The sequence below is a fragment of the Streptomyces sp. NPDC003032 genome (genome assembly GCF_053591415.1).
The window spans coordinates 18,025-38,457 of record NZ_JBSFTT010000006.1; the positions used below are offsets into that span (position 1 = coordinate 18,025).

The 20,433-nt window shown below is 69.6% G+C and carries 18 protein-coding genes and 1 riboswitch; of the genes, 12 read left to right on the plus strand and 6 right to left on the minus strand.

Going from position 1 to position 20,433, the window contains the following annotated elements; translation table 11 throughout:
- Positions 1–202: 202 nt before the first annotated feature.
- Positions 203–559, plus strand: coding sequence for a HesB/IscA family protein (locus tag ACWDZ7_RS10345; protein ID WP_451796269.1), 357 nt, complete (start codon positions 203–205; stop codon positions 557–559).
- Positions 560–659: 100 nt separating this feature from the next.
- On the opposite strand, the gene ACWDZ7_RS10350 is transcribed toward ACWDZ7_RS10345, so the two are convergent.
- Together ACWDZ7_RS10350 and ACWDZ7_RS10355 are read right to left on the minus strand one after the other, a co-directional pair.
- Positions 660–2,183: a hypothetical protein gene (locus ACWDZ7_RS10350; RefSeq protein ID WP_451796270.1), complete on the minus strand. Its 1,524-nt coding sequence runs from the start codon at positions 2,181–2,183 to the stop codon at positions 660–662.
- A gap of 151 nt (positions 2,184–2,334) precedes the next feature.
- Positions 2,335–2,592, minus strand: a complete 258-nt coding sequence (locus ACWDZ7_RS10355) for a hypothetical protein (protein ID WP_451796535.1) — start codon at positions 2,590–2,592, stop codon at positions 2,335–2,337.
- Positions 2,593–2,752: 160 nt separating this feature from the next.
- On the opposite strand from ACWDZ7_RS10355, the gene ACWDZ7_RS10360 reads away from it, so the two are divergent.
- The gene (locus tag ACWDZ7_RS10360; RefSeq protein ID WP_451796271.1) at positions 2,753–3,727 is read left to right on the plus strand and encodes a carbohydrate kinase family protein; all 975 of its coding nucleotides are present in this window, start codon (positions 2,753–2,755) and stop codon (positions 3,725–3,727) included.
- Here the strand turns inward: ACWDZ7_RS10360 and ACWDZ7_RS10365 are convergent, their stop codons facing one another.
- Positions 3,728–5,107: an aminotransferase class V-fold PLP-dependent enzyme gene (locus ACWDZ7_RS10365; RefSeq protein ID WP_451796272.1), complete on the minus strand. Its 1,380-nt coding sequence runs from the start codon at positions 5,105–5,107 to the stop codon at positions 3,728–3,730.
- 363 nt (positions 5,108–5,470) lie between these two features.
- Between ACWDZ7_RS10365 and ctaC the strand changes: the two genes are divergently transcribed.
- From ctaC to ACWDZ7_RS10385, 4 genes are all read left to right on the plus strand, one after another.
- Positions 5,471–6,433 (plus strand): aa3-type cytochrome oxidase subunit II, encoded by a 963-nt coding sequence (gene ctaC, locus ACWDZ7_RS10370; protein ID WP_451796273.1) that lies wholly within the window; start codon positions 5,471–5,473, stop codon positions 6,431–6,433.
- Positions 6,430–8,172, plus strand: coding sequence for an aa3-type cytochrome oxidase subunit I (gene ctaD, locus ACWDZ7_RS10375; protein WP_451519007.1), 1,743 nt, complete (start codon positions 6,430–6,432; stop codon positions 8,170–8,172). Before ctaC ends, ctaD begins: the two co-directional genes overlap by 4 nt.
- Complete coding sequence (locus ACWDZ7_RS10380; protein WP_451796274.1) at positions 8,169–8,567, plus strand: cytochrome c oxidase subunit 4; 399 nt, start codon at positions 8,169–8,171, stop codon at positions 8,565–8,567. The genes ctaD and ACWDZ7_RS10380 overlap by 4 nt, the downstream gene beginning before the upstream one ends.
- 135 nt (positions 8,568–8,702) lie before the next feature.
- On the plus strand, positions 8,703–9,950 hold the full coding sequence (locus ACWDZ7_RS10385; RefSeq protein WP_451796275.1) for an Ig-like domain-containing protein: 1,248 nt from the start codon (positions 8,703–8,705) through the stop codon (positions 9,948–9,950).
- A 48-nt stretch (positions 9,951–9,998) separates the two neighbouring features.
- Here ACWDZ7_RS10385 and ACWDZ7_RS10390 read toward each other — a convergent pair whose 3' ends face one another.
- Positions 9,999–10,400, minus strand: a complete 402-nt coding sequence (locus tag ACWDZ7_RS10390; protein ID WP_451796276.1) for a hypothetical protein — start codon at positions 10,398–10,400, stop codon at positions 9,999–10,001.
- Between the two features lie 171 nt (positions 10,401–10,571).
- Here ACWDZ7_RS10390 and ctaE point away from each other — a divergent pair, with 171 nt between their 5' ends.
- From ctaE to ACWDZ7_RS10420, 6 genes are all read left to right on the plus strand, one after another.
- Positions 10,572–11,192 carry an aa3-type cytochrome oxidase subunit III gene (gene ctaE / locus ACWDZ7_RS10395; RefSeq protein WP_451519011.1) on the plus strand — a complete coding sequence of 207 codons (621 nt, stop codon included), beginning with the start codon at positions 10,572–10,574 and terminating at the stop codon, positions 11,190–11,192.
- Positions 11,193–11,269: 77 nt separating this feature from the next.
- Positions 11,270–12,079, plus strand: coding sequence for a cytochrome bc1 complex diheme cytochrome c subunit (qcrC, locus tag ACWDZ7_RS10400; protein WP_223774186.1), 810 nt, complete (start codon positions 11,270–11,272; stop codon positions 12,077–12,079).
- Positions 12,076–13,137 (plus strand): cytochrome bc1 complex Rieske iron-sulfur subunit, encoded by a 1,062-nt coding sequence (qcrA, locus tag ACWDZ7_RS10405; protein ID WP_451796277.1) that lies wholly within the window; start codon positions 12,076–12,078, stop codon positions 13,135–13,137. The genes qcrC and qcrA overlap by 4 nt, the downstream gene beginning before the upstream one ends.
- Positions 13,134–14,768, plus strand: coding sequence for a cytochrome bc1 complex cytochrome b subunit (gene qcrB, locus ACWDZ7_RS10410; protein ID WP_451796278.1), 1,635 nt, complete (start codon positions 13,134–13,136; stop codon positions 14,766–14,768). Before qcrA ends, qcrB begins: the two co-directional genes overlap by 4 nt.
- 130 nt (positions 14,769–14,898) lie before the next feature.
- Entirely contained in the window at positions 14,899–15,963 is a 1,065-nt protein-coding gene (gene trpD / locus ACWDZ7_RS10415; protein WP_451796279.1) for an anthranilate phosphoribosyltransferase, read from the plus strand.
- A 96-nt stretch (positions 15,964–16,059) separates the two neighbouring features.
- Positions 16,060–16,177: riboswitch (SAM riboswitch) on the plus strand.
- Positions 16,178–16,397: 220 nt separating this feature from the next.
- Entirely contained in the window at positions 16,398–17,780 is a 1,383-nt protein-coding gene (locus tag ACWDZ7_RS10420; RefSeq protein WP_451796280.1) for an aminotransferase class V-fold PLP-dependent enzyme, read from the plus strand.
- On the opposite strand, the gene ACWDZ7_RS10425 is transcribed toward ACWDZ7_RS10420, so the two are convergent.
- Together ACWDZ7_RS10425 and ACWDZ7_RS10430 are read right to left on the minus strand one after the other, a co-directional pair.
- Positions 17,729–18,946: a glycerate kinase family protein gene (locus tag ACWDZ7_RS10425; RefSeq protein WP_451796281.1), complete on the minus strand. Its 1,218-nt coding sequence runs from the start codon at positions 18,944–18,946 to the stop codon at positions 17,729–17,731. The genes ACWDZ7_RS10420 and ACWDZ7_RS10425 overlap by 52 nt on opposite strands.
- Before the next feature lie 18 nt (positions 18,947–18,964).
- Positions 18,965–20,377, minus strand: coding sequence for an SLC13 family permease (locus ACWDZ7_RS10430; RefSeq protein WP_451796282.1), 1,413 nt, complete (start codon positions 20,375–20,377; stop codon positions 18,965–18,967).
- Positions 20,378–20,433 lie beyond the last annotated feature (56 nt).

Genomic DNA, 20,433 nt, shown 5'->3' on the forward strand with positions numbered 1-20,433 from the left:
CTATCATAGCCGCTTCACGTCAGTTTGACGATGCCCATAGTGTCGATGTGACGCATTCGCCGGTCCATGGACCGGTGCCCCAAGGGAAACCATGTGCGAGCATGAAGGGGTAAGACGTAAGCGCTCGGCCCGGAATGAATCCGGGGCCCCGCCGGTTGCAACCGTCGGCAAGCAGTCTCCGTACAACCCGGGAGAGAAGCAGATGTCCGTATCGGACGAGACCACCACCGTGAACGACGGCATCCTCCTGTCGGACGCCGCCGCCGCCAAGGTGAAGGGCCTGCTGGAGCAGGAGGGCCGGGACGACCTGGCGCTGCGCGTCGCCGTCCAGCCCGGCGGCTGCTCGGGCCTGCGCTACCAGCTGTTCTTCGACGAGCGCACGCTCGACGGCGACGTCGTCAAGGACTTCGACGGCGTCAAGGTCGTCACCGACCGGATGAGCGCTCCCTACCTGGGCGGCGCCTCCATCGACTTCGTCGACACCATCGAGAAGCAGGGCTTCACGATCGACAACCCCAACGCCACGGGCTCCTGCGCCTGCGGCGACTCCTTCAGCTGAGCCTGAAGACGCATAGACCCACGCGTACGACTGCGGCGGCCCCCTGAGCCTCAGGGGGCCGCCGCAGTCATGCGTACGGCTACCGCTCCAGCGGACGCGTCTACTTCCGCCGCACGGTCTCGCCCGAGCCGGTCACGACCTTGCGATCGCCCAGCGGCTTGTCCAGCGTGACCGTCCGCGAGAGTTCCTTGGCGACCATGATGCAGACCTCGTCCTTCTGCTTGGTCTCCGTGACCGTGACCTTCACGCGGTCACCGTCCTCGCTCGCCGAAGCGGCGTAGTCGGCGCACGCGCTGCCCCAGAAGTGCACGGTCAGGGACGTGCCGTCGGCGGTGTAGGACTCGATGGCCGCCTTGCGCGTGCTCTCTCCGCCACCGGGCTTCTCAGTGGGCGAGGGGGTGCCGGGGCTGCTGGGCGAGGTCAGATACCTGGGTGCGACCGCCGGGTGCGTCACCGTGAAGGTGTCGCGCGCCCCCTGCGGCTTCATCTCGAACAGCCACGACGGTACGAGGGCCTGCCGGCCGTCCACGAAGTGCGTGGCGAGCCCGAACGTGGCGCCGCTGACGGCCACCGGCCGCGGCTTCGGGGGCGCGGACGACGGGTCGCAGGGCGCCTGCTTCGAGCCGCCGCCGCCCTCCGTCTTGGTGCTGTCGTCGACGTGCGGCACCGGAGTCGCACAGCCGCCGATGCCGACGCGGCCGCCGCCGCCGATCGAGTTCAGCCGGTCCAGGCTCTCCTGGGCGCTGATCACCGGGTATGTGGCGCCCTTGACGGGCTCCTTCAACTGACCGCTGCCGCCCACCACTTGGCCGTCCGCGCTGACCTGGATGCCGGTCGACCAGCCGTAGGTCGGCAGGCCGCCGATCCTCGGGTCGGCGTTCACCACCCGTACGGCGCCCATCAGTTGGCGGGCGTCCAGCTTCGCGTCGTCCTGGCCGAGCGCCTTGAGGACCGGGGCCGCGGCGTCCTTGGCGGCCTGCTCGCCGACGGCGCCGGCCGCGTCGTCCGCGTCGCCGTTCGGCGCGGTGGAGGTGCCTGAACAGGGCTTGTTCCTGGGGCAGTTGTCCGTGCCGCTCATGCCGTGCCGGGCGTACGTCCAGGTGCCGGGCGCCTGCTTGTTCACCTGGAGCGAGGGGCCCGAACCGTCCTTGTCCTGCCCCACCCGCCAGGCGCCGTCCCGTACCGTCGGCGTGCCGAAGACGCCGAGCGCCTTGGCCAGCGCGGCCACTTCGGCGCGGGTGACCTCGCCGCGCGCGTGATGGACGGCGGCCGACTCCGGGCCCTTGGGCAGCTTGCCGGTCGCCCTGTACGTGACGCCGCTCGGGTCCGGCTCGCCCGGCGCGATGCCGCCGGTGCCGTCTCCGGTGGCGCTCCCGGTGCCGCCGCTCTGCCGGTCGTCGCCCGGGTAGCCGTCAAGCGCGAGCGGCGGCGGATCACCGCCGTCCCCCGCGGGGGCCCCGTCGCTGCCCTGGCCGCCACCGCCACCACCGCCGGACGCGGTCGCGGCGAAGTACGCGCCACCGCCGCCGACCAGCAGTACCGTGGCCGCGACCGAGGCGACGGCGAGACGGGCACGCCGCCGCCGCGGCTCGGCCGCCTCATGAACGGATCGCTCGGTGCTCACCGCATCGCTCCTTCGACTGCACTGCTGTCCCTGGAAACCCACGGGCGGGTTTCGTCGTATCCCAGTTCCCCTTTACGGGGGACGGCGATGGGACGCAGCGGGGGAGCGCACGGTTCCCTGTACGCGTACCGGGCCCCGGGACCAGTCTCCCTCAGTCGCCGTACTCGGACATCCCGTCGATGAGCCGGGCGGAGGACGGCGGCACGGTGACGCCGTGGATCAGGGACGGCGGCACGGAGGCGGTCGCGGCCTCGGCGGGCGCCGCCCAGTGCGGAGCCATGCGGGCGCAGTCGCCGCGCAGCGTCTCCATGCTCTCCGGGGCCTCGCGGGTCTCGCGGGTCTCGTGCGTCTCGTGGGTCCCGCGGGTTCCGCCGGTCTCGGCGGGGAGCGCGACGGAGGAACGCTTCATGACGACATCCTTCGAGATAACGGCCATAACGGCACCGTAAGCATCTGGCCGCCCAGGAAAAAAGCCCTACTATTGGGTAGTTTTGCCTCTTCAGAGTGGGTGTCTCGACCCGGTAGCGTGAACTGTCAACCCCTCCTCTCCTCCACAGGAGCACCCAGCCGTGCGTATCGCAGTCACCGGCTCCATCGCCACCGACCACCTGATGACCTTCCCCGGCCGCTTCGCCGACCAGCTGGTCGCCGATCAGCTGCACACGGTCTCCCTCTCCTTCCTGGTCGACGCCCTCGACGTCCGCAGGGGAGGTGTGGCCGCCAACATCACCTTCGGCATGGGGCAGCTCGGCACCCACCCGATCCTGGTCGGCGCCGCGGGCTCCGACTTCGACGAGTACCGCGCCTGGCTCGACCGGCACGGCGTGGACACCGCCTCGGTCCGGATCTCCGAGACGCTGCACACCGCCCGCTTCGTCTGCACCACGGACGCCGACCACAACCAGATCGGCTCCTTCTACACGGGCGCCATGAGCGAGGCGCGCCTCATCGAGCTGAAGACCGTCGCCGACCGCGTCGGCGGGCTCGACCTGGTCCTGATCGGCGCCGACGACCCCGAGGCGATGCTCCGCCACACCGAGGAGTGCCGCGCCCGCGCGATCCCCTTCGCCGCGGACTTCTCGCAGCAGATCGCCCGCATGGACGGCGAGGAGATCCGCACCCTCCTCGACGGCGCCACGTACCTCTTCTCCAACGAGTACGAGAAGGGCCTCATCGAGTCCAAGACGGGCTGGACCGACGCCGAGATCCTCTCGAAGGTGGGCCACCGCGTGACGACCCTCGGCTCGCGCGGCGTACGCATCGAGGCCGTCGGCCAGGACCCGATCGAGGTCGGCGTGCCGGAGGAGAAGGCCAAGGTCGAGCCGACCGGCGTCGGCGACGCGTTCCGCGCGGGCTTCCTCTCGGGCCTGTCCTGGGGCGTCTCCCACGAACGCGCCGCCCAGCTCGGCTGCATGCTCGCCACCCTGGTCATCGAGAACGTGGGCACCCAGGAGTACGAGCTGCGCCGCACCGACTTCATGGACCGCTTCACCAAGGCGTACGGCCATCAGGCCGCCGGTGAGGTCCGGGCGCACCTCGCCTAGTCACGAGCTCCGGCGGACCACATACGCGGCGCCGTGGTCCGCCGACCGCTCACCCATGTACTCCTGCCCGCGCATCTCGCACCACGCCGGGATGTCGAGCCGCGCCGCCTCGTCGTCCGCGAGCACGGTCACCGTTCCGCCGACCGGGACGTCCCCGATGACCTTGGCGAGTTCGATGACGGGGATCGGGCACCGCTTGCCGAGCGCGTCGACGACGAGCGACGCCCCTTCTGTACGGGCCTCCACTGCGACCGGGGCGCCCAGCTTCTCCCGCACTCCGGCGACGACGCCGGGCAGCACCTCCAGGAACCGTTCCACCTCCGCGGCATCGGTCCCGACGGGCAGCGAGACCCGGATGTTGCCCTCGCTCAGCACCCCCATCGCCCGGAGCACATGGCTCGGCGTCAGCGTGGAGCTGGTGCACGACGAACCGGACGACACGGAGAAGCCCGCCCGGTCCAGCTCATGCAGCACGGTCTCCCCGTCGACATAGAGACAGGAGAAGGTGACCAGGTGCGGAAGGCGCCGCACCGGATCGCCCACCACCTCCACATCCGGCACGAGCCCGGGCACCCGCGCCCTGATCCGCTCCGTCAGCTCCCGCAGCCGCGAGCCCTCCGCCGCGGCCTCGGCCCGCACCGCCCGCAGCGAGGCGGCCGCCGCGACGACCGCCGGGATGTTCTCGAACCCGGCGGCGCGCCCCGACTCCCGCTCGTCGACGGGCCCTTGCGCGGCGAAGCGCACCCCTTTCCGTACGGCGAGAAGTCCGACACCGGCCGGTCCGCCCCATTTATGAGCACTGCCGGTCAGCAGCGACCAGTCCCCTTCGACGCGGCCCCAGGCCAGCGACTGCGCCGCGTCCACGAGGAGCGGCACCCCGGCCGCGCGACAGGCCGCCGCCACCTCCGCCACCGGCTGCTCGGTGCCCACCTCATGGTTGGCCGACTGCAGACAGGCGAGCGCGGTGTCCTCGCGCAGCGCGGCGGCGTACACCTCCGGGTCGACCGCGCCGCCCCGGTCCACCGGCACCCGGGTGACCGCCGCGCCGCCGGTCTCGTGGGCCTCCGCCGAATGGAGCACCGACGAGTGTTCGACGGCCGACACGATCAGGTGGCTTCCGGCGCGGCGGCGCCCTGCCAGCGCCCCCGCGATCCCGGAGTGCACGGCACGGGTGCCGGACGAGGTGAAGACCAGCTCGTCGGCCCGGCACCCCACGGCATCGGCGGCCGCCTCCCGCGCCGCGTCGAGCAACAGCCGGGCCCGCCGCCCCTCGCGATAGAGCCGCCCCGGATCGGCCCACCCCTCATCGAGCGAGGCCAGCAGGGCCTGCCGGGCAACGGGATGAAGGGGAGCGGAGGAGGCGACATCGAAGTAGGACACACGGCAACGCTAGACCGTGCGCTTCCTGAGAAGCGCCCCTAGGGGAGCGCCCCGCAGGGGCCGCTCCCCTAGGGGCGCGAGGAACGGCGCGACCAGCCCCACCGAGCCCGCGCCCGCGGACCCACAGATTCCGCCGAGCTCCTGGGCGCCCGACCCGCCGTCAGAAAGCCCCGACGGCGCGCCGTCCCACCCTTCGGAGTGACCCGCGGCGCGTTAGGCACCCTCCCCGCGCGACCCCAAATAGCGTCCAGTAGGGTTTGGTCCGCATAAACATCCAAACCCCTGCCCGACGCAGAGGGCGGCGACCTACCAGAGAGAAGGCCGCAGCCGACCGCGCGGGCGAGACTCTCGGGAAGGCGCTACGTGAGTCCCAACGGCTCCGACCGCTCGTCGCGGCGCCCGATGCGGCGGAAGCTGCCGCAGGTGCTGACTGCGGGCCTGATCCTGGCGACCGCCACCGGTTGCACATACAAGGATTTCCCCCGCCTTGGAATGCCCACCCCGGTAACGGAAGAGGCTCCGCGGATTCTCTCCCTCTGGCAGGGCTCGTGGGCGGCAGCGCTCGCCACGGGCGTGCTGGTCTGGGGCCTGATCCTGTGGAGCGTCATCTTCCACCGGCGCAGCCGCACCAAGGTGGAAGTTCCTGTTCAGACCCGTTACAACATGCCCATCGAGGCGCTGTACACGGTCGTCCCCCTCATCATCGTCTCCGTGCTCTTCTACTTCACGGCACGTGACGAGTCGAAGCTCCTGAAGCTCGAGGAGAAGCCGGCCCACACGATCAACGTGGTCGGCTACCAGTGGAGCTGGGGCTTCAACTACGTAGAGAACGTTCCGGGCGCCGGCAAGGAGAACGCCAAGACGTCCAAGGACCTGGAGGCCATCCCGGAGAGGTTCCGCAAGGACTTCCCGGCCAAGGCCAACGGCGTCTACGAAGTCGGCACGCCCGGCGAGCGGAACCCCCAGAACGGCAACCCCGGCCCGACCCTCTGGCTCCCCAAGGGCGAGAAGGTCCGCTTCGTGCTCACCTCGCGTGACGTCATCCACTCCTTCTGGGTGGTGCCGTTCCTCATGAAGCAGGACGTCATCCCGGGCCACACCAACGCCTTCGAGGTGACTCCGAACAAGGAGGGCACCTTCATGGGCAAGTGCGCCGAGCTGTGCGGCGTCGACCACTCCCGGATGCTCTTCAACGTCAAGGTCGTCTCTCCCGAGCGCTACAAGCAGCACCTCGAGGACCTGGCGAAGAAGAACCAGACCGGTTACATCCCGGCCGGCATCGAGCAGACGCCCCACGAGAAGAACCGGGAGACGAACAACCTGTGAGCATCCTCAACGAACCCCAGGGTGCCGCGGCAGCACCAACAGACTCGTACGAGAACGAGCTGCCGGTCAGGCGCAGGCGGCCGGGCAACGTCGTCATCAAGTGGCTGACCACCACTGACCACAAGACGATCGGCACGCTCTATCTGGTCACGTCGTTCGCGTTCTTCTGCATCGGCGGAGTGATGGCGCTCTTCATGCGCGCCGAACTCGCCCGCCCGGGTACGCAGATCATGACGAACGAGCAGTTCAACCAGGCGTTCACGATGCACGGCACGATCATGCTGCTGATGTTCGCGACGCCGCTGTTCGCCGGCTTCGCGAACTGGATCATGCCGCTGCAGATCGGCGCGCCCGACGTCGCCTTCCCGCGGCTGAACATGTTCGCCTACTGGCTCTACCTGTTCGGCTCGCTCATCGCGGTCGGCGGTTTCCTCACGCCGAACGGCGCGGCCGACTTCGGCTGGTTCGCCTACAGCCCGCTCTCGGACGCCGTCCGCTCCCCGGGCATCGGCGCCGACATGTGGATCATGGGTCTGGCCTTCTCCGGCTTCGGCACGATCCTCGGCTCGGTCAACTTCATCACCACCATCATCTGCATGCGCGCGCCCGGCATGACCATGTTCCGCATGCCGATCTTCGTGTGGAACGTGCTGCTCACCGCCGTGCTGGTGCTGCTGGCCTTCCCGGTCCTGGCCGCCGCGCTGTTCGCCCTGGAGGCGGACCGCAAATTCGGTGCCCATATCTTCGACGCGGCCAATGGCGGCGCCTTGCTCTGGCAACACCTCTTCTGGTTCTTCGGCCATCCAGAGGTGTACATCATCGCGTTGCCATTCTTCGGAATCATTTCCGAGGTCATCCCGGTCTTCTCCCGCAAGCCGATGTTCGGCTACATGGGTCTGATCGCCGCGACGATCGCCATCGCGGGTCTGTCCGTGACGGTGTGGGCGCACCACATGTACGTCACAGGCGGCGTGCTGTTGCCGTTCTTCTCATTCATGACGTTCCTCATCGCGGTGCCGACCGGTGTGAAGTTCTTCAACTGGATCGGCACCATGTGGAAGGGGTCACTGAGTTTCGAGACCCCGATGCTGTGGGCGGTCGGCTTCCTGATCACCTTCACCTTCGGCGGTCTGACGGGCGTCATCCTGGCCTCGCCGCCGATGGACTTCCACGTCTCGGACTCGTACTTCGTGGTGGCGCACTTCCACTACGTGGTCTTCGGCACCGTGGTCTTCGCGATGTTCTCCGGCTTCCACTTCTGGTGGCCGAAGTTCACCGGCAAGATGCTGGACGAGCGCCTCGGCAAGATCACCTTCTGGACGCTGTTCGTGGGCTTCCACGGCACGTTCCTCGTCCAGCACTGGCTGGGCGCCGAGGGCATGCCGCGCCGCTACGCCGACTACCTCGACGCCGACGGCTTCACCGCGCTGAACACGATCTCGACGATCAGCTCGTTCCTGCTCGGTCTGTCGATCCTGCCGTTCTTCTACAACATCTGGAAGACGGCCAAGTACGGCAAGAAGATCGAGGTCGACGACCCGTGGGGTTACGGCCGTTCGCTGGAGTGGGCGACGTCCTGCCCGCCGCCGCGGCACAACTTCATCACGCTGCCGCGCATCCGCAGTGAATCGCCGGCCTTCGACCTGCACCACCCGGACATCGCCGCCCTCGGCCAGATCGAGAACGCCGGGCAGAAGGACACCGCGCTGTTCGGTGGCGACAAGGAGGCCGCGAAGTGAAGATCCAGGGCAAGCTGTTCATCTGGCTGAGCGTCTTCGTCCTCGCCATGGCGATCGTCTATGGCGTGTGGTCGAAGGAGCCCGCCGGTACCACGGCGCTCTTCCTGGCCTTCGGCCTGTGCATCATGATCGGCTACTACCTGGCCTTCACGGCCCGGCGGGTTGACGCCTCCGCACAGGACAACAAGGACGCGGACGTCGCGGACGAGGCCGGCGAGGTGGGCTTCTTCAGCCCGCACAGCTGGCAGCCGCTCTCCCTGGCCATCGGTGGCGCGCTCGCCTTCCTGGGCATCGCCATCGGCTGGTGGCTGCTGTACTTCTCGGCCCCCCTCCTGCTCATCGGCCTGTGGGGCTGGGTCTTCGAGTACTACCGCGGCGAGAACCAGACTCAGTGAGTCCGTAGTTCACGAGCCGCACCGAGGGGCCCGGACACTCCGTCAGGAGCGTCCGGGCCCCTCGGCGTGTCGCGCCCGGCCCTCGGACGGGTCACTCACCGCGCCGGACCCGATGAACGTCCCTACCGTGTGTTTATGAGCCACTCACCGCGAATCCGCACGGTACTGAGCTGCACGACGCTGGTGGCCGCCCTCGGTGCGGGGACCACGGCATGCGGCAGCTCCGACGGCCACCCGCTCTCGGCGAAGCCGTACGACGCGGCCGGCCAGATCGACTTCAACGGCCCGGTGGGCAGCGAGAAGGCGGACCCGGACAAGCCGTTGGAGGTCACCGCCCAGGGCGAGGACGGACGCATCACCGATGTGACGGCCACCGACGCGACGGGCCGGTACGTGGCGGGTGAACTCTCCGCGGACGGCTCCCGGTGGCACAGCACCACACCGCTGGCGGCCGGCGCCCACTACACGGTGCGGGTGAGCACCGAGGACGAGGAGGGCTCGCCGGGCCGCAAGGTCATGACTTTCGACACCGACACGCCCGCCGAGAAGAAGCGGCTGAAGGTCACCTTCGGCCCCGAGGCGGGCAAGTACGGCGTCGGGCAGCCCGTCATCGCCTCGCTCGACGCCGAGGTGAAGGGCAAGAAGGCCAGGGCCACCGTCGAGCGCGCCCTGAAGGTGAGGTCGGTGCCCGCGGTCGAGGGCGCCTGGCACTGGGTGGACGACAAGACGCTGCACTACCGCCCCAAGGAGTACTGGCCCACCCAGGCGACGATCAGCGTGTCGAGCAACCTGGAGGGCATCAAGGTCGACGACAAGCTGTGGGGCGCCGACGCCAAGCCCCTGAAGTTCACCACCGGCGACCGGATCGAGGCCGTGACGGACGCCTCGTCCCACTGGATGACGGTCTACCGCAACGGCGAGGAGATCAACTCGATCCCGGTGACCACGGGCAAGCCCGGCTACTCCACCCGCAACGGCGTCAAGGTCGTACTGGGCAAGGAGTACTCCGTACGTATGACCAGTGCCAGCATCGGCGCGGCGGACTTCTACGACAAGCAGGTCTACTACGCGACGCGGGTCACCGACTCCGGCGAGTACGTGCACGCCGCGCCCTGGTCGGTCGGTTCGCAGGGCTATGCCAACACCAGCCACGGCTGCACCGGCATGAGCACCGGGAACGCCGCCTGGTTCTACGAGACCGTGCGCCAGGGCGACCTCGTGAAGGTCGTCAACAGCTCCGGTGAGGACATGCCGACGTTCGGCAACGGCCTCGGCGACTGGAACATGGGCTGGAAGAGCTGGCGCCAGGGCAGCGCGCTGCTCTCCGGCACCAGGGAAGGCCCCACGGCGGCCGACGCGGCCCGACTGCGGCCGCGGGTCTAGCGGGGCCGCGGAAGCCCGCACAGAGGGCCGCGGCGGAGCCGGACCCCGTCAGGCGCGCACGGCCCGGCTGCTGCGCAGCAGGGCGGCCAGTGCGTCCGCGAACTCCACGGGATCGACCGGAAGGGTCACCGCCGCTTCCGCGCGGCTCCAGGTGGCCAGCCAGGCGTCCTGAGGGCGTCCGATGAGCAGCAGCACGGGCGGCGCCTGGAAGATCTCGTCCTTGATCTGGCGGCACACCCCCATGCCGCCCGCGGGCTTCGCCTCGCCGTCCAGCACACAGACGTCGACGCCACCCCGGTCGAGCTCCTTGAGGACCGCGGGCAGCGTCGCGCACTCGATGAACTCGACCTCGGGAACGTCCGTCGCCGGCCTGCGCCCGGTGGCCGACCGGACTTGCTCGCGGGTGCTCGCGTTGTCGCTGTAGACCAGCACCGTGGCGGTCGGCTGCATTGTTCCTCCAGTACGTGAGTACGTCGAGCAGTGCTCGCGGATGCTACTCCTCCCGACACCCCGTCAACAGCGGTTCGGACAGGCCCGCGATGGGCCATACGGGCAGGACACACCCCGCAGACACTCCGAACGGCACCCCCCGGGGTGAGGGCGGGATAAGCGACCGACATAATGTCGGTCGTGGCGACAGCAACGACAGTAGATACAGGGCACGCGCACCCGCCGGTCAATCGACCGAACCTCACCAGCGTCGGAACCATCATCTGGCTGAGTTCCGAGCTGATGTTCTTCGCGGCCCTCTTCGCGATGTACTTCACCCTGCGATCGGTGACAGGCCCTGATCACTGGAAGGAAATGGCCTCGGCCCTCAACTTCCCGTTCTCGGCGACGAACACCACCATCCTGGTGCTCTCCTCTCTCACGTGTCAGCTCGGCGTGTTCGCCGCTGAGCGTGGCGACGTGAAGAAGCTCCGGATGTGGTTCATCGTCACCTTCATCATGGGTGCGGTCTTCATCGGCGGTCAGGTCTTCGAGTACACCGAGCTGGTCAAGAAGGACGGGCTCTCGCTCTCCTCCGACCCGTACGGCTCGGTCTTCTACCTGACCACCGGCTTCCACGGACTGCATGTGACAGGCGGCCTGATCGCCTTCCTGCTGGTCCTCGGGCGCACCTACGCGGCCAGGAAGTTCACCCATGAACAGGCGACCGCAGCCATCGTCGTGTCCTACTACTGGCACTTCGTCGATGTGGTCTGGATCGGCCTCTTCGCCACGATCTACATGATCAAGTAATCGGCGGGGTCGCTCACGCGACGTACCGACACATTCCTGAAGCATCGACGCAGAAGATCCTGACACCGGGGTAATCCGTGAAAAAGCTCTCCGCACGACGACGCCATCCGCTGGCGGCGGTCGTCGTCCTACTCCTCGCGCTGGCGGCCACCGGGGGGCTGTACGCCGCGTTCGCGCCGGCGGACAAGGCGCAAGCCGATGACACCGCCCAGTCCCTCGCCATCGACGAGGGCAAGAAGCTCTACGCCGTGGGCTGCTCCAGCTGCCACGGAACCGGCGGTCAGGGCTCCTCCGACGGTCCGAGCCTGGTGGGCGTGGGCGCCGCGGCGGTCGACTTCCAGGTCGGCACCGGGCGCATGCCGCTCCAGCAGCAGGGCGCCCAGGCGCCCAAGAAGAAGGTCATTTACAACCAGGCCCAGATCGACCAGCTGGCGGCGTACATCTCGTCGCTCGGCGCCGGTCCCTCGGTCCCGACCGAGAAGCAGTACAGCCCGGACGGGGCGGACATCGCCAAGGGTGGCGAGCTGTTCCGCACCAACTGTGCCCAGTGCCACAACTTCACCGGTGAAGGTGGTGCGTTGACGCACGGCAAGTTCGCGCCGTCGCTCGAAGGTGTCTCCCCGAAGCACATCTACGAGGCCATGCAGACGGGCCCGCAGAACATGCCGTCCTTCCCCGACACGACCATGCCGGAGAAGGAGAAGAAGGACATCATCGCGTACCTCGACGCGGTCAACGGCGAGAAGACCCAGAGCCCCGGCGGTCTCAAGCTGGGCGGTCTCGGTCCGGTCAGTGAAGGCCTCTTCGGCTGGATCTTCGGTCTCGGCTCGCTGATCGCGGTCGCCGTGTGGGTCGCCGCTCGGACCGCAAAGGCCAAGAAGTCATGAGTAGCCAAGAGATTCCAGAAGAGAACCTGCCCAGCAAGCAGGTGACCGAGCCCGAGCACGGCTCGGTGGCCGTCGCGGACGAGCACCCGTTCGCCGACCCGGGGCTCCCGCCCCACCAGCACCGCATCCAGGACATCGACGAGCAGGCCGCGAAGCGCTCCGAGCGTGCGATCGCGTTCATGTTCACGCTGTCCATGCTGGCGACCGTCGGCTTCATCGCCTCGTTCGTGACCATCCCGGCGGACAAGAACATCTACGTCTGGCCGATCGGGCACATCAGCGGTCTCAACTTCGCCCTGGGTCTGACCCTCGGCGTCGCCCTCTTCTGCATCGGCGCGGGCGCGGTCCACTGGGCCCGCACCCTGATGTCCGATGTGGAGGTCGCCGACGACCGTCACCCGATCGAGGCCGAGCCCGAGGTCAGGGCCAAGGTCATGGCCGACTTCAAGGCCGGTGCCGAGGAGTCGCAGTTCGGCCGGCGCAAGCTGATCCGCAACACGATGTTCGGCGCGCTCGCCCTGGTCCCGCTCTCCGGTGTCGTCCTCCTGCGCGACCTCGGTCCGCTGCCCGAGGACAAGCTCCGGCACACCAAGTGGGCCAAGGGCAAGAAGCTCGTCAACATGAACACGCACGAGCCGCTGCGCCCCTCGGACGTGCAGGTCGGTTCCCTGACGTTCGCCATGCCCGAGGGCATGTCGGAGCACGACCACGACTTCCAGACCCAGATCGCCAAGGCCGCCCTGATGATCGTCCGGATCCAGCCGGAGAACATCAAGGACAAGCGCGAGCTCGAGTGGTCGCACGAGGGCGTCGTGGCGTACTCCAAGATCTGCACCCACGTGGGCTGCCCGATCTCCCTGTACGAGCAGCAGACGCACCACGTCCTGTGCCCGTGCCACCAGTCCACCTTCGACCTCTCCGACGGTGCCCGAGTCATCTTCGGCCCGGCCGGTCACGCCCTGCCGCAGCTGCGCATCGGTGTGAACGAGGAGGGCTACCTCGAGGCGCTCGGCGACTTCGAAGAGCCCGTCGGTCCTGCCTTCTGGGAGCGCGGATGAGTACCACACCCCCGAACAACTCGAACAAGAAGGCACCCGCCGGCGAGCGGGTGGCCGACTGGGCCGACGGCCGTCTTGGGATCTACTCCCTGGCCAAGGCCAACATGCGCAAGATCTTCCCGGACCACTGGTCCTTCATGCTCGGTGAGATCTGCCTGTACAGCTTCATCATCATCATCCTCACGGGTGTGTATCTGACGCTGTTCTTCCACCCGTCGATGAACGAGGTGGAGTACCACGGCAGCTACGTCCCGCTGCAGGGACAGCTGATGTCCGAGGCGTTCAACTCGACCATGCACATCTCCTTCGATGTGCGCGGTGGTCTGCTGATCCGGCAGATCCACCACTGGGCGGCGCTGATCTTCATCGCGGCGATGTTCGTGCACATGATGCGCGTGTTCTTCACGGGCGCCTTCCGCAAGCCGCGCGAGGTCAACTGGCTCTTCGGCTTCCTGCTGCTCGTCCTCGGCATGTTCACCGGCTTCACCGGTTACTCGCTCCCGGACGACCTGCTCTCCGGCACCGGTGTCCGCTTCATGCAGGGCGCGATCCTGTCCGTCCCGATCGTCGGCACGTACCTGTCGATGTTCCTGTTCGGCGGGGAGTTCCCCGGCGGCGACTTCGTGGCCCGGTTCTACTCGATCCACATCCTGTTGCTGCCGGGCATCATGCTGGGCCTGGTGGTGGCCCACCTGATCCTGGTCTTCTACCACAAGCACACGCAGTACGCGGGTCCCGGCAAGACCAACAAGAACGTCGTCGGCATGCCGCTGCTGCCCGTGTACATGGCCAAGGCCGGAGGCTTCTTCTTCCTGGTCTTCGGTGTCATCGCGGTCATCTCGGCGATCGCCTCGATCAACCCGATCTGGGCTCTTGGCCCCTACCGTCCGGACCAGGTGTCCACCGGCGCCCAGCCCGACTGGTACATGGGCTTCTCCGAAGGCCTGATCCGTGTCATGCCGGGCTGGGAGATCAACCTGTGGGGCCACACGCTCGTCCTGGGTGTGTTCATCCCGCTGATGATCATCTTCCCGCTGGTCCTGGTCGTGATCGCGGTCTACCCGTTCATCGAGTCCTGGGTCACCGGCGACAAGCGCGAGCACCACATCCTGGACCGCCCGCGCAACGCCCCGACCCGGACCGCGTTCGGCGTCGCCTGGATCACCTGGTACATGGTCATGCTGATCGGTGGCGGCAACGACCTCGTGGCCACGCACTTCCACCTGTCGCTGAACGCGATCACCTGGTTCGTCCGGATCGCCTTCTTCGTCGCACCGGTCATCGCCTTCATCGTCACCAAGCGGATCTGCCTGGGTCTGCAGCGTCGCGACAAGGACAAGGTGCTGCACGGCCGCGAGTCGGGCATCATCAAGCGCCTGCCGCACGGTGAGTTCATCGAGATCCACGAGCCGCTCGACCAGGGGCAGCTGCACACGCTCACCGCGCACGAGCAGTACGCGCCGGTCGAGATCGGCCCGACGGTCGACGAGAACGGTGTCGAGCGCAAGGTGTCCGGTTCGCAGAAGCTCCGGGCCAAGCTCTCCAAGGGCTACTACGGGGAGGACAGTCAGATCCCCAAGCCCACCGCCGAGGAGTACAAGGAGATCACCAGCGGCCACGGCCACCACTGATCACCGTCGCCACGGCAAGAGCCCCGTCCAGTGCATGGACGGGGCTCTTTGCCGTCCCGGAGGCTGGATAGGGTGGTCCCACCCCGACGTGTCGGGGTCTCCTTCCCACAGACGAAGACCAGGAGCGGCTATGAACGCTGTGACCCCCGCAGGAGGCACTACCGCGGCGGGCCGTTCCTGGCCCGACGTACTGAACGGCCTGCTCGACGGGCGCGACCAGAGCGCCGACGACACGGCCTGGGCCATGGACCGCATCATGCGCGGCGAGGCCACCGACGCGCAGATCGCGGGGTTCGCGGTCGCGCTGCGGGCCAAGGGGGAGACCGTCGAGGAGATCTCCGGTCTGGTGCGCGCCATGTACGCGCACGCACGCGTCATCGACGTGCCGGGGCCGAGCGTCGACATCGTCGGCACGGGCGGCGACGGCGCCAAGACCGTCAACATCTCGACCATGTCCGCGATCGTCGTCGCGGGCGCGGGCGCGAAGGTCGTCAAGCACGGCAACCGCGCCGCCTCCAGCGCGTCCGGCGCCTCCGACGTACTGGAGAAGCTGGGCGTCAACCTGGACCTCACGCCCCAGCGGGTGGCCGAGGTGGCCGAGGAGGCCGGGATCACGTTCTGCTTCGCGGTGAAGTTCCACCCGGCGCTGCGCCATGTGGCGCCCGCCCGCAGGGAGCTGGGGATCCGTACGACCTTCAACTTCCTCGGTCCGCTCACCAACCCCGCCAAGGTGCGGGCCCAGGCCACCGGTGTGGCCGACGCCCGCGTGGCGCCGATCGTCGCCGGAGTGCTCGCCGAGCGCGGCTCGTCGGCCCTGGTCTTCCGGGGCGACGACGGGCTCGACGAGCTGACGACCACGGCCACCTCGCGGGTGTGGGTCGTGCGGGACGGGGCGGTGCGCGAGGAGTCCTTCGACCCCCGTGACGTCGGGATCGACCTCGTGCCCGTCGAGGCGTTGCGGGGCGCCGACGCCTCGTACAACGCGGAGGTCGCCCTGCGGCTGCTCGACGGCGAGAGCGGGCCGGTGCGGGAGGCGGTGCTGCTGAACGCGGCGGCGGCGCTGGTCGCCCTCGCGCCGACCGACGAGCCGCTGGTGGAGCAGATCCGCGCCGGCATGGCGAAGGCGGCTCGGGCCATCGACTCCGGGGCCGCGAAGAAGTCCCTGGAGCGGTGGGTGACGGCCAGCAGCCGCTGATCACCGGGCCTGAGGCCGGCACATGTGACGCGAGGCGCGGTCCGGATCCTGGACCGCGCCTTGCGTGTCGAAGATCTTGTGGCAAGATGCAGAACAGGTCATGAGTGACAGCGACTACGGCCCCGGCCCGCTGTCCGGCAACCCTCCGTCCGTGGCGGGGTGCCCCGGGTGAAGACCAGGTCGTACGCAGCAAGGCGTATGGCAAGCGCGGACCCCTGGACATCGGTGAATGTCACAGCCCTGGGGTCCTGGTCCTCAAGGGAGCAGTCTCGTGAGCAAGCGAATGCGATAGGGCCTGTCGGCCCCGTTCTGCACACCCTCCGCCCGGCGAAGAGCGCCGCGCGTCGAGGCAACACCCGTACGCCGGACAGCTTTCGCGCTGCCGCACGGGATCTTTCGCCGCTGTTCCGCCTTGTCCGCAGGGAGATACCGCCATGTCTGTTTCCGCCGTCGCCACCGACTCCTCCGTCTGTGCCCCGCTGGCCGTGCTCGGCCGGGACGTCACCGTGCCGCTGGTCACCGGCGGCGAGGTGACGTACGCCGCGCTCGACTACGCGGCGAGCGCGCCCGCGCTGCAGCGGGTGTGGGACGACGTGGCCGCGTACGCGCCGTACTACGGCAGCGTGCACCGCGGTGCCGGATACCTCTCGCAGCTCTCCACCGACCTGTTCGAGAACTCCCGTACGGCCGTCGCCGAGTTCCTCGACTGCCGCGGGGACGACCAGGTCGTCTTCACCCGGTCCACCACCGACTCGCTGAACCTTCTCGCCGCCGCCCTGCCCGCCAACTGCCAGGTCTTCGTCTTCGAGACCGAGCACCACGCCTCGCTCCTGCCGTGGCGGGACGCCCGAGTGACGTACCTCAACGCGCCGCGCACCCCCGACGAGGCCGTGCAGACGCTGGAGCGGGCGCTTGCCGACCGTGACCCCTACGGGCCCGCCCTGGTCTGCGTGACCGGCGCCTCCAACGTCACCGGGGAGCTGTGGCCGGTGCGGGAGCTGGCCGCCGCCGCGCACGCGCACGGCGCCCGGATCGTGCTCGACGCCGCGCAGCTCGCCCCTCACCACCCCGTGTCCGTGAGGGAGTTGGACGTCGACTGGGTCGCGTTCTCCGGGCACAAGCTGTACGCGCCCTTCGGCTCGGGCGTGCTCGCGGGCCGCTCCGACTGGCTGCGCGCCGCCGAGCCCTACCTCGCGGGCGGCGGAGCCTCGCGGAAGGTGGCGCGACGCCCCAAGGAAGCGGGCGGCGGCGTGGACGTGGAGTGGCACGACACCGCGGCCCGTCACGAGGCCGGGTCGCCGAACGTCATCGGCGTCTACTCCATCGCCTCCGCCTGCAAGGCCCTCACCGAGGCCGGCTTCGAGGAGCTCGTGGCCCGCGAGCGGCACCTGATCCGCACGGTGCGCGAGGGGCTCGCCGAGGTGCCCGCCGTGCGGGTGCTCTCGCTCTTCGGTGACGACGCGCCGCGCGTGGGCGTCATCTCCTTCGTCGTGGACGGCTGGAACAGCTCGCACTTCGCCGCCGCGCTCTCCGCCGAGTACGGGATCGGCGTACGGGACGGCCTGTTCTGCGCCCACCCGCTGGTGCGCACCCTCCTCGGCAGCGAGGCCGACGAGCCCGGCGAGTGCGGCGCCCCCGAGGCGGCGCCCGGCGAGAAGTCGCTGAACGCGATCCGTGTGAGCTTCGGCGCGGGCACCCCGGACGAGCACGTCGAGCGTTTCGTACGCGCCGTCAAGGAGCTGGTGGCGGACGGCGCGCGGTGGAACTACCGCACCGAGGACGGCCGCTGCGTGCCGGACACCAGCGCCGCCGCCTGACCCACGGGCAGCCGGCCTCCGGCCAGCCGTGTCCCGAGCCGGATCATCCGCAGGGCCCGCTCGGTCGCGTCGGTGAGGAACTCGCCGCCCCGGCCGAGCGCCTCGGTCAGCGACATCGGGGCGGGCAGGATCGCGCTGTAGGCGTCCACGCCCAGCGCGCGGACGGTGTGCGCGCCGTCCCCGATGGTGCCGGCGAGCACCAGGACCGGGCGGTGGGACCGCTTGGCGCGGCGGGCCACCTCGGCGGGGATCTTGCCGTGCGAGGTCTGGTGGTCCAGGGCGCCCTCGGCGGTGACGACCAGGTCGGCGCGGGCAAGGCGGGCGTCCAGGTCGAGTCGGCCGAGCAGCACGTCGAAGCGGGGCAGGAGCAGGGCGCCGAGCGCGGCGAGACCGGCGCCGAGGCCGCCCGACGCGCCGGTGCCGGGGCCGTCGAAGAGGTCCGCCTCGACGCGCAGGTCGCGCGTGAGGACGTACGCCCAGTGCTCCAGGGCCGCCGCCAGCTCCTCGGCCTGCCGGGGTGTGGCGCCCTTCTGGGGGCCGAAGACGCGGGCCACGCCGCGCTCGCCGCACAGGACGTTGAACGGGTTGCAGGCCACGTGGATCTCGGTCTCCGCGAGGCGGGGGTCGAGGCCGCTCGCGTCGATGCGGCTCAGCCGCGTCAACTCGCGCCCGCCGCGCGGCAGTTCCCAGCCGTCCGCGTCCAGGAGTCGGGCGCCGAGCGCCTGTAGGGCGCCCGCGCCGCCGTCGGAGGTGCCGGAGTCGCCGCAGCCGACCAGGACGCGGCGGGCGCCCGTGTCGAGGGCGGCGCGGATCAGCTCGCCGACGCCGTACGTCGTGGTGGAGCCCGGGTCGCGCAGATCGCGGGGGACCAGGGACAGCCCGGCCACGGCCGCCATCTCGACGACCGCCGTGCCGTCGGGCAGCAGCGCGAAGTGGGTGCCGATCGGCTGGCCGACGGGGCCGGTGGCGGGCAGCGCGACGAGGCGGCCGCCGTCCGCCGCGGCCATCGCGCGGGCCGTGCCCTCGCCGCCGTCCACCAGCGGGATCAGGTCGGTCTCGGCGTGCGGGACGACACGGCGTACCCCCGTGGCGATGGCCTCGGCGGCGGCGGGCGCGGACAGGGACTCCTTGAAGCCGCTGGGGGCGATGGCGAAACGGGTCAGCATGAGGGTCTCCTCGGTGGTTCAGCGAAGGGGGACGCCGAGCAGCGGCCACAGCGTGACGGCGCACAGCAGGACGAGCGCGGCGGTCAGCGGTGCGAGGACCGCGGAGAGGCGCAGCAGGTCACGAGGGGTGTAGGTGGGGGTGCCTGGGATGTCGGCGAAGAGCGTGACCGGCTTCGCGGAGGCGGGCAGCGTGTGGCAGAAGCCGGCGGCCGCCGTGGAGGCGAGGGCGGCGGCCACCGGGTTGACGCCCGCGCCGGCGGCCGCCGCGACGACCAGCGGGACGAGGACCGAGGAGCGCGCCGAGCGGGACTGCAGGACCAGATGCGCGGCCGTGCTGACCAGGACGACGACGGTGAGGAACAGCCACGGCGGCAGATCCAGCGGCAACCCGCCGACCAGCCACTTCGCCGCCCCGGAGTCGGCGAGCGCGACGCCCATCGCCATCGTGGCCGCCATGAACAGGAGCAGCGACCAGGGCACGGTCCGCAGGGCGTCCTTGAGCCGTACGGTGCCCAGAGCGGGGGAGGAGGCCACGACCGCGCCGATCAACGCGACGACGGCGGGCGGCACTTGGTGCAGCGGCTCACTGCACCAGAGCGCGACGACCGTGGCGAGCAGCAGGGCGCAGCGCGCCTCCGCGGGCTCCCAGGGGCCGGTCACCGGCCGCTCGCTGTGCTCCTGGAGCTGGTCGAGGGTGATGTGGACCGGGCCCTTGCGGTCCGCGCGCCGCGTGGTCGTCAACAGGACGACTTCCGCCGCCAGATGGGAGGAGGCTATGGCGAGCGGGAACCCGAGCAGCAGCCACTGGGTGAACCCGATCCGCTCACCGGTCGCCTCCCACAGCACCGACACGGTGATCAGATGCGCGCCCGCGCCGATCAGGGTCGCGACGGCGGAGAGCAGGATGACGGTGGGGAAGAGCAGCGCGAGCATCACCACGAGCCGTACGCGTTCGGCGAGGACCTCGGCGAGCGCGAGGAAGACGGGCAGGGCGAGCGCGGCCCGCCCCGAGGTGGCGGGCACCGCGAAGGCCGTCACCACCAGGGCGGCGGTCGTCAGATGCGTCAGCTGCCGTACGCTGCGCGCCCCGGTGACGAGGAAGGCCGCGGCCCGCCCCGAGAGTCCGCTGCGCGCCACGGCCGCGGCGAGCACGAAGGCGCAGATCAGCAGCCACACCGTCTCGTCGCCGAGGGTGCCGAAGAGCGTCTCGCTGCTGATCACGCCGGTCGCGGTGAGGGCGAGGCCCGCGCCCAGCGCGATGTACGTGTCGTCGATCGGCGTGCCGATCCAGGCGCAGGTCGCCAGCGCGAAGACGCCCACCGTGAGGCGGGCGTCGCCGCTCAGGCCGGGGAAGTTGCCGGGGACCAGGAGCAGCGCGCAGACGCTGAGCACTGTGCAGAGAGTCACGGCTTGGCGCGGGTTCGAGGTCACGCTGTTCAGCGTGGTGTGCCGCGGTGAGCCCCCGATGAGCCGTTCATGAAAGAAAG